Origin of the sequence: Variovorax sp. SRS16 (assembly GCF_901827165.1) — a bacterium.
Lineage (GTDB): Bacteria > Pseudomonadota > Gammaproteobacteria > Burkholderiales > Burkholderiaceae_C > Variovorax.
Genome location: NZ_LR594667.1, coordinates 510330 through 523621 on the forward strand (window position 1 = coordinate 510330; position 13292 = coordinate 523621).

Annotated in this window: 12 protein-coding genes; all 12 read right to left on the reverse strand. The window is 62.5% G+C overall.

Going from position 1 to position 13292, the window contains the following annotated elements:
- Positions 1-25: 25 nt before the first annotated feature.
- The 12 genes from E5P2_RS30565 to E5P2_RS30620 all read right to left on the reverse strand — a co-directional run bounded on the left by E5P2_RS30565 (position 26) and on the right by E5P2_RS30620 (position 13206).
- Positions 26-3712 carry an SbcC/MukB-like Walker B domain-containing protein gene (locus tag E5P2_RS30565; protein WP_162570936.1) on the reverse strand — a complete coding sequence of 1229 codons (3687 nt, stop codon included), beginning with the start codon at positions 3710-3712 and terminating at the stop codon, positions 26-28.
- Entirely contained in the window at positions 3709-4383 is a 675-nt protein-coding gene (locus tag E5P2_RS30570) for a DUF4194 domain-containing protein (protein WP_162570937.1), read from the reverse strand. Before E5P2_RS30570 ends, E5P2_RS30565 begins: the two co-directional genes overlap by 4 nt.
- Positions 4380-5795 carry a Wadjet anti-phage system protein JetA family protein gene (locus tag E5P2_RS30575; RefSeq protein WP_162570938.1) on the reverse strand — a complete coding sequence of 472 codons (1416 nt, stop codon included), beginning with the start codon at positions 5793-5795 and terminating at the stop codon, positions 4380-4382. The genes E5P2_RS30570 and E5P2_RS30575 overlap by 4 nt, the downstream gene beginning before the upstream one ends.
- A gap of 286 nt (positions 5796-6081) precedes the next feature.
- A complete protein-coding gene (locus E5P2_RS30580; protein ID WP_162570939.1) occupies positions 6082-6462 on the reverse strand; it encodes a hypothetical protein in 381 nt (126 codons plus the stop codon).
- A gap of 521 nt (positions 6463-6983) precedes the next feature.
- Positions 6984-7238, reverse strand: coding sequence for a hypothetical protein (locus tag E5P2_RS30585; protein WP_162570940.1), 255 nt, complete (start codon positions 7236-7238; stop codon positions 6984-6986).
- Positions 7239-7365: 127 nt separating this feature from the next.
- Positions 7366-7704: a hypothetical protein gene (locus E5P2_RS30590; protein ID WP_162570941.1), complete on the reverse strand. Its 339-nt coding sequence runs from the start codon at positions 7702-7704 to the stop codon at positions 7366-7368.
- Between the two features lie 77 nt (positions 7705-7781).
- Entirely contained in the window at positions 7782-8174 is a 393-nt protein-coding gene (locus E5P2_RS30595) for an ASCH domain-containing protein (RefSeq protein ID WP_162570942.1), read from the reverse strand.
- Complete coding sequence (locus E5P2_RS30600) at positions 8171-8797, reverse strand: hypothetical protein (protein WP_162570943.1); 627 nt, start codon at positions 8795-8797, stop codon at positions 8171-8173. Before E5P2_RS30600 ends, E5P2_RS30595 begins: the two co-directional genes overlap by 4 nt.
- 41 nt (positions 8798-8838) lie before the next feature.
- On the reverse strand, positions 8839-10398 hold the full coding sequence (locus E5P2_RS30605; protein WP_162570944.1) for a substrate-binding and vWA domain-containing protein: 1560 nt from the start codon (positions 10396-10398) through the stop codon (positions 8839-8841).
- A 126-nt stretch (positions 10399-10524) separates the two neighbouring features.
- Entirely contained in the window at positions 10525-10665 is a 141-nt protein-coding gene (locus tag E5P2_RS30610) for a hypothetical protein (protein ID WP_162570945.1), read from the reverse strand.
- Between the two features lie 163 nt (positions 10666-10828).
- Positions 10829-12085, reverse strand: a complete 1257-nt coding sequence (locus tag E5P2_RS30615; protein WP_162570946.1) for a toxic anion resistance protein — start codon at positions 12083-12085, stop codon at positions 10829-10831.
- Positions 12082-13206, reverse strand: a complete 1125-nt coding sequence (locus tag E5P2_RS30620) for a hypothetical protein (protein ID WP_162570947.1) — start codon at positions 13204-13206, stop codon at positions 12082-12084. Before E5P2_RS30620 ends, E5P2_RS30615 begins: the two co-directional genes overlap by 4 nt.
- Positions 13207-13292 lie beyond the last annotated feature (86 nt).

The window sequence follows — 13292 nt, forward strand, 5'->3', positions numbered from 1 at the left end:
GAGCCGACCCAAAGGGGGCACACGTTCACGCGGCAACCTCCGGCGCCAACGTGTCAGGGGACTTTTCGCTCGCCGTCGAGCCGGTTTGCGGCCGTGGCTCGGCAGCTTCGAAGTCGAGCGCCGCCTGCTCACGGGCCTGTGCACGCTGCGCTTCCCAGAGCGCGCGCATGCGGTCGGTCTTGAGGATGCGCTCGTCGTGGTCGGTCACGAAGTCGAGTTCACCGTTCGCTTCGACCTTCGCCCGAGAAACGCTGTACTCCCGGTTGAATTCATCCCGCAAGGGCCCGGCATTGCGTGTTGGCATGGAGCTCACGACCTGGAGCCGCAGCCCGTCGCTTAAGAATCGCAGAACCGCTCGGGCGCGTTGCTCGTCCATCTTGGAAAATGATTCGTCGTTGACCAGGAGCTTGAGGCTCGGGCCTTTTTCGAACACCTTGAGTCGGTTGGTCACCACCGCCGCACGCACGATGTACGCCGGCGTTTCAAGTTGGCCACCAGAGCCCGTGCCCCAGGTCGAGAGCCCGATGCGGCTCCCGTCGGACGAATGGCTCCAGATTTCGTACTGACGATAGTTCCGATAATCGGCGATGCGCATGAGCTCCCGGCTCGCCCGGTCCTGGTCCTGGTCAAGCAAGAGCGCACGTAGGCGGTCTCTCACCAGAAGATGTTTTTCGGAGAGTTCGGACTTTCCGAACAGGTCCACCGAATCCTCGCCATCCCCGGATTCAGAAAGCTCGGCGACTGCCTTGAAGAAGCTGTAGTACTCCTCATACTCCGGCACCCATCGCGTCCAGTCGATGCTAAATTTTTCACCGCCGAACTTGAGGTTTTCCAGCTCGATGTTGAGCTGGCGCAGCGTCCGGATGCCATCGTCGACCTTGGTCTTGATTTCAACGCAGAACTGCTTGGTGAACACGTCGTGGAACGACCGCTCAGCCCCTTCGATTTCTTCCCGGTTGTTGTAGAGCCCAACGCTCTTCATCGACTGATGCAGCTCGCCGGCCGCGGCGCCGAGCTTCAGCAGGGCCGAATAGTAGGGTTCGAAGCTTGCCGGCTCGAAAAGCATGGGAATCGCTTCGAATCGCTCCTCCTGCCGTGCCGTTGCGTTGTAGTCCGCCAGCAGACCTCGGACATCCCCCAACAGTTGGTCAGGAAGCACCAGTAGACTCGTGGTGAGCAGTTGCTGGACTTCAGCGACGTCGAGACGCCTGTCCTCGAGCATCACGTCCACCCTCTGTGCCATCAACGGGTAGGTGCGCTGCACGTTGAGCTCACAAAGCCTGGCCAGTCTGCTGGTCTGCAACTGGACGTCTCGCAGCCGTGAGTCGTAGCGGCCGCGGACGGTCTTGATGATTTCCTCTGCCGCCTCGACTTCCTGGTCGGCCAAGACCACGGCTCTTTGGGCGGCCTGAATGGAGGTGTCCAGCTCGGCTAGCTCCCCCTTCAACTGCTTTAGTTCGTCCGCAAGCTCGGACGCCTCGGAGAGGTCCAATTGTGAGAGGGAGCGCTGTACGTGCTCGATATCCGCAGCCAACGCCCCCAGCGGAGCGGCGTTAAAGGCGGGCTCCTTGAGGCCGTTGAGGCTGCGACGGACCTCCTTGAGGCCTTCGTTCAACGCCTCCAGCTCCCGGGCCTGTTGAGCGGCTGCATCGAGCTTCTGCCCGTACTCTGCCAACGCGGCCTCCCGCGCGGCCTTACCGAACACCAGGCTCTTGCTCCCAGAGGTGAACATCGTCCGCGAGCCACTCCCTTTTCCGTCCCGGGTCACCCCGCGCGAAGTGAATCGGAGCTCCTCGGTCGACCGGACCTTGACCACGGCGCCGAACTGGTCAATCAAGTACGCCTTGGCAATGGGGTTGTCGGTGTGCAGCTCGTGGATGATGGAGTCTGCCGGCACACGTGCCGCATTGGCGCTCTTGAGGCAATGTGCGCCCTGGATGACCCGGCAGCGGGACCGCACACCCTGCAGCAGCTCGATGGCTTGCGCCTCGAACTCCTGCCGCACTATGAGGTTGAACCGCGCTCCGTCCATGTAGCCTTCGATGGCTGGCTGCCACTCGAGGGAAAGCGGCTCCACCAGGTCACAAAGGACCTGAACTTCGGCGCCCGGCAGCCGTGTCCGAATCAATTCGAGAGCTGGAACCGTCTCTCGAGGGTAGTCGCCGCCGCCTGTCGAAAGGCGCTGTTTGGTCGCATCGAGTTCCCGAATCGTGGCCTCGACGCTGTCCCTGCGCGACTCGAGGCTACGCTCCTCCGCCGCCAGTGCCATGGCCACGCTCTGTTCAGTGCCAACCAAGCGGTGGTACACCTCGCTCAAGCCATCGTTGGAGTTCCGAAACCCCTCCGCGAGCTGTTCGAGGCGGCTCGGATTCAGCGGTCGCTCGCTCGACGCCTCGACCAGGACATCCCGAAGGCCGGTGAGCCGGTCAAGTGACGTCGCCCCCAAGGAGCGGGCCACGGCTTCCACGGCGGTGCGTAACTGTGGGAATTGGTCAGGAATTGGTTTCCCCAGGAGGTGCCGCGCCACGTTGTCCAACCGCGCCGCAGCCGTGACGGAGGCCCCTAGGGCAGAAAGAGTCGCGCTTGCCGACTCGGTCAGCCGCCCCAGGTCAGCTTCAAGCTTCATCTTGTCGCTGTATGCCCGAATGCCGGAGAGCTGTGCGCTGAGCGCAATGCGGCGTTCGTCGAGCTGCTCACGCTCCTTTTTGCGTTCACGCTCGAGGTCCTCGTAGCGCGTCGCGCGTGCGTTGGCTTCTGCCTTGCGCCCCAGTTCCTTCTCGATTCGCTCATTGTCGTTGCGCTGGTGCAGCCGCGCCTGTAGCAGTTCATGCAGTACTAGTTCTTCGTAGGCGGCGGTCGCCTTCGAAGTCACAGCCGTCAGTACATCAAGCTGTTGAACCGCGTCTTCGAGGCGCTTGCCCTCCCGCTTCAGGTTCGTCACCTGCTGCATCAGCTCGCTGATTCGCGAGATGCTCTCTTGGAGGTTCTTCGCGTTGAACTCCAGGATGTCGTCGCGCACAAGGTCGTTGACCGAGCCGATGGGGCGGTATGCGATGGACTGGCACCAGGCCTTTGCGGCATTCTGGGCTTCATCCCACGGGGCGGACCCGCGTCCCCGAAACCGCCCGTAGAGCGCGCACATGTAGTCCCTTTTGTGGGCCTCGAAGGAGTTGACCCTTGGGTAGCGCGCCTTGAGCCGGCGCACGATGTCCTCCACCGCGACGTACTCACCGCGTTCGGCGTCGACCATAAAGTCGTCGAGCGCGAGGGCGGCGTCGTCCACAATGATGAGTTCCAGCCGCTCCAGCTTTGCGTCACGTCGGTCACCGGTCCCGTCGACACGCGCAGAAACGCCCACGATGGCAGTGAAGGTCTTCGCGGAATCTTCGTTCACGTCGGGCCTGAATACCGCGGCGACATAACCGTGCGCGCCATCGACCCGGGAGAAGCTGTTTCGGTCCGCGCCCACGATGAACGACTCTAGCGTGCGCTTGGTCTTCCCCCCGCGGCGTTGCCCCTGGGTCACCTCGTCCTGGCCCGGGTTGTAGCTGTAGACGCCCGGATAAGCTGCCGTCATCACCGTTTGGATGGCGTCCAGCATCGTGGACTTGCCTGACCCGCTCTCGCCGGTCAGAAGGGTCTTCTCTCCGAATTCGTAGCTTCCAGGGTACATCTGCCCCCAGTTGGCCAGGACCATGCAATCGAGCTTCATTCTTCGACCTCCTCTTGGGCCGAGGCTTCGACCTGAATCACACCGTCGGAATCCATTGCTGCAGCCAGCGCGTCATTGCTGACGATGCCCAAAATCGTCGGCCGAATGGCGATGAGCGCGTCCTCGTCCGCAATAGAAAAGTTCGGGGCCACCCGTACCAGGCGGTGGCGGCGCAGCTCTGCGAGCAATGCCATCTTCTCGCCCATGCCCGCCGGCAACGGTCGCTTGAGCTGGGTCTGCAGGGTCGCCGCGACCTCCTCGAAGCCGACCAACACCTCGCCCTGCGGCTGGATGTCGCCGCTATTGAACTTGTTCTGGTAGATGAACCGCAGCGCCAAGGCTGCAGCCACGAAGTCGGCCGATACCCGAGCTCGCAACGACGGCACGGGAGGGTGCGTGTCGGGCGGTACGCCGTCGACCAGCGCGCCGGGCGCGTAGAGTCGAAAGTACTGGTTAGTCGCGTCGTGGTGAAGCATCAGGCCCGCGACCTCGAAATACTCCGTTACCAGCGATTCGATACGTCGGACGTCGTCGTAGAGCAGCTGCTCTGTTCGGTCTTCGTCGCGCAGGAGGACGCCGTAGGAGAGCAGTCGGGCGATGATTTCGCGGAAGCGCTCAGGACGCAGGTTGGCCTCAGCCAGTTGCTCGCGGATAAGGGAAGATAGGTTCATTCTTTGAAGGAGATTTCGTAGTCGTTGCCGCTGTAGAACTCGTTTTCGAGGCGGTAGGGAAGCTTGCGAGCAACAAGGTCCTTGTCCGCCGCGCTTCGCGCAGCCTCGACCGTTTGCATGATGCTGATGACCTCGCGCGCCGTGGACGCGGGTAGGGCGGAAAGTCGGATGGGATGCCGGAACAGCCGCAGGTCCGCACGCAGCCGTGCGGCAAGGTCGACATTCGACACGGAAAACACCTCTGATTCGGCCCGGCGAACCGCCGCATCGCGCCTGGACTCCCAGGTAGGTCGCGGGCGGAGAGTGACCGTCACCGCCTTCCGGCGCTGTGTGGCCGTGCGGAGCTTGAAGCTGGCAGGGTCAAGCAGTCGAACCTCCGCGCCAGCGATTTGCTGGCCGATGCGTTCGAGTAGCTCATCCTGACCGGCTTCTGTTGATTCCGCAATGCGCTGAATGGCTGCGAGGTAAGCGTGGCGGGTCTGGCCCGAGCGCAGCATCATCGACTGCAGAGCCAGGCCGTTTACCCGCTTGAGGTAGGTTTCCATCGCCTTCAGAAAGCCTGGCTGCTTGGAGTCGCACGCCGCGTCCACGATGTCCTCAATCCGCGTGAGCACCCAGTCGTACGCTGAGGCACCCGAATGGTCCTTAACGAGCCAGTGGGCCATGTCGTTCAGGTGCGCGTTCATCCGCTCGAACCGGGCCTCCGGAACATGCCGGAGCTTCTCGATGTTCTGGCGAATGGCCTGCCGGTTGAGTGTGACGTTGTCCGCCGTGAGCTGCTTTGCGAAATCGCGCTGAAACCGACGCAGGAACTCGACGAACTCCTCCCACTGCTGGCTTGCGGTGGCCGTCTGCATCACGTGCCGCAGCAGTTCCTGGAAGTAGTCGATGCCCTCGTTGAGGTCTTCAATGACCTTTTCCGCATATTCATAGGCGTCGACCAGGTCGTAGGCATCCCCGCGAGCGAGTGCGGACTCAAGAGCATTTCGGCAGCTGCGCATGTTGCGCTGTCGGCTACGGCTGGGCCGGTCTAAGGATGCGAAAGCATGCGCAAACAGCTTCCCGGGGCGGGAGAACCGAAACGCGGTGACCAGGCCTTGCCTGTCCGCAAAACTCTCGAGCCAGCCATCTGCCAACAGTGAGCGGACAACAAGGGCTGTCAGCTGCGAGGGGTCTTCGGCCTCAGGCGCATTGAAGTCGTCAGGAGGCGCGTCGTCGGAAACTTGGCTCTGGTGCTCCCGCACGACAGGCAGTAGCAACTCCCGCAGGGAATCACGGGTCAGGTTGTGGGCGTAGTCCGCCTGCGGGCCGTGAAGGCGTTCATACAGTGTCCGGAGGCAAGCCACGACCAACTCCCGTCGGGAGCTGTTGACGGGCCTGAAGAACCGCTGCCTCTCCGCCTCAAAAAACATTGCTTGACCTCAATTCAGAATTCTGTCGGAAATTTAGGAACCGCCCTGCGCGGCCTAAAACGTAGGGGTGACTCTAAAGCATGTGCACTTGTGCGCCAAGCCGGGGTCGGGCTACCTCAGCAACTGGTCCCTCTCGTAGCAAATCCGCTGGAGCTCGTAGTCTGCGACCTTGCGCTCGCCTGAGCACGCACCAGAACTTGGCCGAACCCATGCCGACGGTTGATTGTGCGAACGTGGCTGAAAGGGTTGCTTGCATAGGGTCGGAGCCGGGCGCGGCCGCGCGCCGCTAGGTCAGATTGTTGTGTGCCGCGGCCTCTGCTTCGCCATCTTCACGGCCCTGAGCCTCGAGGTCGGCAACTCGGGCACGTCGCCATTCGTCAGACGACATCTGCCACAGCATGTGGCCCTGCATGTCGCCGCCGTCTGGGTCGGTCCCGCGTTCGTCGTCGGCCGTATCCTCGAAACCCAGGACAAAGCCGCGCAGCCAGGCTTTTGGCGGCACGAAGGGATTGGCGACAGGTGCGAGGGCGGAGGCGCCCGCCTTGAGGTCGGGGTCCTCGACATCGGCTGCGAAGCGTTGAATCGCCAGCAAGAGCCGGGCCCGGGTGGCGTCGCCGGTAGCGCGTTCGAATCCGAGGTTACGGAGGGCTGCGTCGAGGTCTGCCATGCTGGTCTGCCGTGGGTGCGCCGGCGGGCTGCGCGACGCTTCATGGATTATCGCCGCGCTCTCACGGCAGTCACGTCTCGCAATGGAGGCCGAAGCTCCCATCGATTCGGCCAACGTCGGACCTAGCGTTTCTCTGCTCACGCAGCAGCTCCGCATCTCCCTTGCTGGGGAGGAGGAGTCTCAAAAGCCCGACTCATCGGGGACCTCGTTGGACCGGATAACGGTCCGAATTGGTCGTGGGCGGTCGGGCAGTATCCGACTGGTGCGGGGCCTGTGTTTCCCCGCGACTATGGGCGGTCCTGAAAGCCTAAGCTTCGCCGATTCCATGTCTGCCAGCGCACGTCGTCTGCTCGGGCTGCTATCCCGAGCGGCACCCACGAGGCTGCACCCTTTAGGAAAGGCGCAATCTGCTGGAAGCAGTGACTGGCATTATAGCACAAGCGGTTTAGCTCTTGGCCTAAAACGTATTGAATGCAACTGCCGCACAGAAAAACTCCAGCACGAAGCTGGAGTTGGAATGGTCAGCGACCGCGAAGGCGTTCCGGGCCGTAGAAATGCACCGTGCCATCACGCGGAACCCGCTGTCGAGGCGGTTGCAGGTAGTGAACGTCAGGACGGCGCTCAACGAACACGACTGGAACGGGCTCACGGTAGCCATAGGGAGTGAACACCTGGGGTTCCGCCGGCTCGAAGGCTGGCTCGTAGACCACGGGAGTAATGGTGCACGCGCTCAGAACGAACGGCGCTGCGAGCAGCAGCAACTTTGCGAGTTTCATGAGATTTCCTTGTGTCGATAGTCCTCTTTCGTATAGGGAACGCGCAGGAAGCCCTCTGCTCCTGGCCGTTCCAAATGAAAAGCCCCGCAGCCGAAGGGCGTGCGGGGCTCGAAGAGCGGCAGTCCGCCTACGCTGAGAACGCGGGAGCGAATGCTGCGAGGCGGGCCTTGAGCGACTCAAGGGCGCTCAGGTACGCCTCGACATCCTCTTGGTACGACGCATCGAGGTCGTAGTAGTCGAACGACAGGCCAAGCTTCGCCCGCAGGTCCGCGATGCGAAGACTTCCGTTGGAGCTGAAGACGAGAGAGAAGGCATCCTCCCACGCGCTCTCGGTGCCAGCATTCCGGGCGACAGCGCCGACGGAAAGCAGCCAGTCGATGACTTTCAGCAGTTCGTTGTAACGTGCGCGAGGAACGGCCGGAGCTGGCTCGTCCATCGCAGGGGCGGCCGGGTTGGCCGGATTCATGGTATCTGTCATGTCGATAGGAGGCGACGCCTCGTTGTTGTCCTGGGCTGTGTAGCCAACGAGGCCACGCCGGCGCCTCAGGCCGCCAATGGCACAGACTCGACGTTGAAAAAGTTGAGATTTCCCTTGAGCGCAACGAACGGGAGAGGGACGGCCTCATCGAGGACGAAGCCGAACTCGTTGAAATACCACTTCGAGCTGTACGCCCCGTTCGCTCTGCTACCCGGCTCCACGCAGTCGACCACCGATGCCTGGCCCACGATGCCCCCGAGCTCGAACTCCCCGGGCGCCGGCATCGCTATCTCAGGGAACGTCTCGCGAACCCAGTCGTAGCCTACGCGGTCGAACTTCTTGCCGGCATGTACGAGGAAGGCGCCGCGGTGCTTGGTGCGCCAGGTGCGGTTCTCGACCGGCTTGTGCCCATGCACGATGAGCCAAGCCCAGGGCTGCTGGATGCTCAGGGCCTTCATTTCGCAGATTCCAGGACGCTCACGGGCTGGGCGAGTCGTTGGTTGAGAAAACGGCTTTGCGCCAGGAGGGTGTCCACCTCGGCGGACAGGATGCCCGCCTGCAGCGTCTCGACGTGCGCCTGCAAGGTGCGCAACTGGCCGAGCAGCAGGTCCTCCGCCGTTTGGCCGTCTGCAACACGGGCGGTGCGGGCGTAGAGCGGCGGCAGGCGAAGATAAGCCTCGACCGCCTGTGGCAAGAAGATTTTGACGGTCTGCTTAAGCTCTGCACGGTTGGTCGCCTGCACCAGGCCCGCGCCCTCCATCTCCTTCAGGCGAGGCATGAGGTCGTGTGCACGCTCGATGAGGTCGCTAAGGATGTCTCTCGCGGACGCGGGAAGTTTCGGCATGGCGTTGTCCCGTAGCCACTGGAGGCTGGCTTCGGTCGACAGGTCGATGGGCTTGCTTTCAACCTTTGTCTCTGGACCGATAGGAAGCAGCCAGACGGCGGCGTATGCCGCAGCCGCAATAAGCCACCACCAGGCGTCAATGATGCCGAGCAGGTACAGAACCGTCACTGCGCACGAGGCGCCGACTGCGTAAAGGTTGCGGTCGCAAAGGAGGAACTTGAGCAGTTTGGCGGGCATGGCGCGAAAGGTGTCGAGGATGGAAGCAGGCCCAGCGAGGTCTACTGGTATGCCCGGATGGTCTTCAGGACGCGAGCGAGGCTTGTCGAACGAGCATCGAACACCTTGCCGCCGGTGGCGGCCGAGAGTCCTTGGAGCTCGTCAAAGTTCGCGTCACCGTATGCCACGGCGAAGACGGGGATGCGCGGCTCGCCGGCGTCCTTCACAAAGGCCTTGAATGTGTCAGCGTTGATGCCCGTAGCGTTCTCGCCGTCGGTCAACAGCACGATGCTCACGCTGCGTTCGCCGCTTCGGGCGCGCGCCTGGGCTGCCTGGTAGGTCACCCGGGCTGCGTTGTAGATGGCGGTGCCGCCGTTGGCAACCAGTGATTCGACGTACTGGCCGGCGGAGCGCAATGCGACCTTGTTCGCAACGGGGTCGTCCGTCAGAGCAACGTAGCGGCTTTCGTAGACCTCGTGGTTGAACGGAGAGATGGTCAGCTCCTCCCGTGCGCGGAAGGTCGAGAAGCGGGACCCGGAGCCGACGTCTGCATTCGTCAGCGCCGTCATGCCCTGCTTGAGGGCAGCCAGGCGGGCGCCACTCATCGAACCGGAGATGTCCAGGACGAAGAACGAGGAAGCCGGCCGCGAATAGACGTCGCCGAATCCTTGCAGGATGGCATCCACCACGGCAAGGGAGCCGGGAAAGGGGAGCTCGTTGACGACCTCGTCCGACGCAACGCCGGCCAACGGACGGCGGAACGTAGTCGACGCGATGCGCTGCTGGGTGTCATCATTGCGCAGGTGTTCAACCAACTGGCCGTAGAACTCGGCCGACTTGCTGCCTGACATCAGCATCAGAGGGTAGTCCGCCGTGATGACCCCTTCCTTGGGGATGAGCACGTCGAGCTTGGCGGCCCCCTTGGCGTTGATGCCAAGGATGACCGACTCGTAGTTGATTAGGCCGTCAGCCTTGGAGGGGTCCGCGACGAATTTGTCTGCCAGGTCCCCAGATGAGCCCGAGGTGATGCTCTGCCTGGAGAAGAAGTTCTTGAGCGCGTCGACCGGGATGTCCTTGGCCTCCAGCGCATCTCCCTTGCCCGAGAGCTCGGCGGCCAGGCCTACGAGCGCCACGAAACCCGTGTTCGAGGCTGCCGGATTGGCCATGCCGAAACGGAACTTGCCGTCCTTGGAGGCCTTGACGACATCCGACCAGCTCGTCTTGCCAGAAACCCAGCCGAGTTCCTTGGCCTTCTCGCTGCGAACGCCGAGCACGACGCGCGAATAGAACGTCTTTTCCGATGCCTTGACCTGCCCTTTCAGGCCAGGAATCAGCTGCAGGTACTTGCCATTTGAGAGCCAGAGTGCGTCGTACGTGTGAGCCTCAGAGACGCGGTCAATTGCGTCGAGCGACCCCGTGTACTCGAACGTGACCTGCACTCCATGCTGAGCGCCATAGGCCGTCACAAGAGGAGCGACATCCTTGAGCTCGGAGCCGGCCAGGATTTTGAAAGCAGCACCGGGCGCCGAAGGGGCGCCGACCGCTGAATCGACCTTCCCGCACGCTGCGAGGGTGATAGCAACGGCAACGGCCGACGCCAGCGAGAGAATGCGTTTGAACATGGTGCGCTTGGGGCAGTTCGATGTTGAAAATTGGGCAGGGCCCTACTTGGCGGTGCAAAACGTCCGGACGGCGGGTGCTTGGAGCTTGATGTCGAAGGTGGTCACCAGGACGGACATGGCCAGTTGTCAGTTCGTGGTGGTACTGGCGGCCGGTGCAGAGACCACGTCGCCAGACCAGGACGAGAACGGATTGCCGACGGCGTCAACGGCGAACGGGTTGGGCGACGCCGCAAAGATGAAGATGGCGACTGCGATGGATGCGAGCATTCTTTGTGTTTTCCTTGGGATTCGACAGAAGCGCTTTACAGCGGCATTGCGGCAGCAAGCACGGCCACGGGGAAGGCGGCGCCGGTGGTGAAGGACGTGACGGCGACGACAGCGATGATTGCGAGCAGCATGTGGATTTCCTTGAGTGAAGTGGCTTTTGGGTTCAGAGTGCGATGCCGCCGGCGGCAACCGGGGCGGGAAGATTGCCGGCCGTGGCCGACTGGTCGTTGCGAATGCGCTGCATGTGCTCGTCTAGCATTCCGCGCACCACAGCGTTATTGCTCTCCATGGTCAGGAGGGACTGGCTACGGAAGTTGTCCATGATTTCCATCGCCTCGTACGTCTTGTCGAACATCGCCTGCAGCTTCTGCACGGCGAAAAGCGGGTCGCTGGCGAATTCGGTCGTGGCCTTGGCGTGGTCGCTCAGAGCGGTACCGGTGGCCTCGACCAAGCCTTCGACGCTTGCATTGGCGCCCTTGAGCATGGCCATCGTTTTCATCTGGACGCCCAACGAGCGGGCCATCGTCACACCGAGGGACATTGCTGCCATGCCGAGGGTGGACACGCGGTCGCAGCCGTTCATGGCTTCGCGGCCGGTGCGGCGAATCTGGCCCAGCGCATGGTGTGCGTTCACAGTCAAGGCTTGAGTAGCCAGCAGGTCACCCTGGTTCTGGCGAATGTAATAGAGCACTTCCTGCTCCAGCGCACGAGCACGGTCCGGTTCCGCTGTGCGAATGCTTTCGATGCTCGTGCTCAGGCGCTGGTCCAGGCCGTGGATGAAGTAGACAGCCGCCTCGAGCTTCTCGAGCGCCGCCCAGAGCTTCGTCTGCGAGGTCCCCAGGTCGCTCACACCTCGGCCGACCTCGTCCTTTGCGGCGACGACGTTCTCCTGGATTGCCGACATATGTGAGTCGGCGGACTCATAGCGGCGCAGGTAGCGCGTCAGGCGGTCACCCCATGGGAGCTCCAGCCCGAATACCTTCGAGGGCACTGGGACGCCCAACACCTTGGTAGGGGCGAAGAGATTGCCCTGCTTGGAGGGGTTGAACTGGTCGAAGAGCTCGCGCATCTCCTGAATCGCCAGGTATGCCGGCGACTCCGCATCTTTCGCGAAATTGGCGCTGGTGAAGGAGTTCGTGAGCGTCGTCGCGTCAGCGATTTCCTTGCGGCCAACCTGGAAAGCCTGCTGCAGCTTCGCTTGGAACTCGTCCGAGGCGACGTCGGCGTTTTGCAGCGAGGCCACGAACGCCTCCAGCTGGGCATCCACCGCCTGTCGGGTCGCCTCCGGCAGCTTCACGCGCCCTTTGGCGTCAGCCGGCACCATGGGGGTCAATGCCTCCGGGGGTGTGAGTACCAGGGGAGCCACGGTAACGGCGGTTGCAACGGCTACTTCGGTTTGCTGAGAGAGAGGTTGGGTCATTGCAGGGCTTTGCCTTCGAGCTTGTTGACGAGCACTTGATTCATCGCGTCCAGGACCGGTGTCGAGGGCGCATCTGCGAGATTGAGAAGTTCAGGAGCATCCAGCTCGATTTCCTTGGCCGCAGCCTCGAAAATTGCCGGGTCGGTGGTTCGGAACCCGTATTGCGCGGCGATGACCTGCGCTTCACGGTTGTTGGAAAGGATTTCGCCGAGTTTCTTGCCATTCGCGCTGCGGCCGACCAAGATGTGCTTCAGGACCAGGCCGGGCTGCGGATAGAGCAGGGTGTGCGCATCGTTGAGCTTGCCCTGACGCTTCGCCTCGACGAATTGACTTTCGTAAACGAGCACCAGCGGGGCCTTTCCCATGCCCTGACCGATGTAGTCCTCGAAGGGGCCGGAGAGAGTGCTCTCTTGGAAGCCCTGCCGACTGATGAGCGGCGAAAGCTCGTCCGCAAGGGCCCCGGCTTTGGCGAGGTCAGTCGGGACCTCGTTGCCATTGCGGATGTAGGCGAGCGTAGCGATGAACAGGGCACCCGTGTTGGACTTGCGGACATCGGGCGTGTTCACTAAAAACCCGCGGTTCACGCTGAAGACGTCGTTGCCCGACAGTTGGTTCCAGCGTTTGGCTGACACCATGAGGGGCAGCGCCTTCTCCAGGTTCAGGTCGCCGTGCTTGCCAACAACCTTCACGAGCCCGTTTGCCGACAGAACCGGCACCAGCTTCTTCCAGCTTGCGACGGCCAGCGGAGTCGAGAAGACGGGGTAGGCGCTCGAGCCGGGCAGGACGGCGCTGAAATCGCTGGCCGTATTGGCGCCAGCGGGCCACACGGCATCGAACGTGCCAGCTCGAGCCACATCGGCGCTCGTGCTGCCCGACTTCTCCAGCTCGAGCTTGAGCCCCTCAGCAGCCAGGATTGCGGTCAGCTGCTCGTCCTTGAGAAAGGCAAACTTCGCGCTCCCGGTGAGCACCTTGACGGTCGCGACCTTGGCGGCGGATGCTGGGGCCGGGTCGCCCGCAGCAGCGCCGTCTGCAGCCGGCACGCTGGACATGGATTTCCAAATGCCTCCGCCGATGGCAAGCACGAGCGCGCCAAGGAGAACGTACCGAATTTGCTTGTTCATGAAGTCTAGGGTCCCCGAGTGGGTTTGTGTTTTACGCATCGTACCATGAAAGGCGCCTAAACCGCAATATGGAGGTATTTTAGGTA

What these genes read in the sequence shown, in the direction of transcription:
- E5P2_RS30565 (WP_162570936.1), bottom strand. Translation starts at nt 3,712, where the DNA reads ATGAAGCTCGATTGCATGGTCCTGGCCAACTGGGGGCAGATGTACCCT.
- E5P2_RS30570 (WP_162570937.1), bottom strand. Translation starts at nt 4,383, where the DNA reads ATGAACCTATCTTCCCTTATCCGCGAGCAACTGGCTGAGGCCAACCTG.
- E5P2_RS30575 (WP_162570938.1), bottom strand. Translation starts at nt 5,795, where the DNA reads ATGTTTTTTGAGGCGGAGAGGCAGCGGTTCTTCAGGCCCGTCAACAGC.
- E5P2_RS30580 (WP_162570939.1), bottom strand. Translation starts at nt 6,462, where the DNA reads ATGGCAGACCTCGACGCAGCCCTCCGTAACCTCGGATTCGAACGCGCT.
- E5P2_RS30585 (WP_162570940.1), bottom strand. Translation starts at nt 7,238, where the DNA reads ATGAAACTCGCAAAGTTGCTGCTGCTCGCAGCGCCGTTCGTTCTGAGC.
- E5P2_RS30590 (WP_162570941.1), bottom strand. Translation starts at nt 7,704, where the DNA reads ATGAATCCGGCCAACCCGGCCGCCCCTGCGATGGACGAGCCAGCTCCG.
- E5P2_RS30595 (WP_162570942.1), bottom strand. Translation starts at nt 8,174, where the DNA reads ATGAAGGCCCTGAGCATCCAGCAGCCCTGGGCTTGGCTCATCGTGCAT.
- E5P2_RS30600 (WP_162570943.1), bottom strand. Translation starts at nt 8,797, where the DNA reads ATGCCCGCCAAACTGCTCAAGTTCCTCCTTTGCGACCGCAACCTTTAC.
- E5P2_RS30605 (WP_162570944.1), bottom strand. Translation starts at nt 10,398, where the DNA reads ATGTTCAAACGCATTCTCTCGCTGGCGTCGGCCGTTGCCGTTGCTATC.
- E5P2_RS30610 (WP_162570945.1), bottom strand. Translation starts at nt 10,665, where the DNA reads ATGCTCGCATCCATCGCAGTCGCCATCTTCATCTTTGCGGCGTCGCCC.
- E5P2_RS30615 (WP_162570946.1), bottom strand. Translation starts at nt 12,085, where the DNA reads ATGACCCAACCTCTCTCTCAGCAAACCGAAGTAGCCGTTGCAACCGCC.
- E5P2_RS30620 (WP_162570947.1), bottom strand. Translation starts at nt 13,206, where the DNA reads ATGAACAAGCAAATTCGGTACGTTCTCCTTGGCGCGCTCGTGCTTGCC.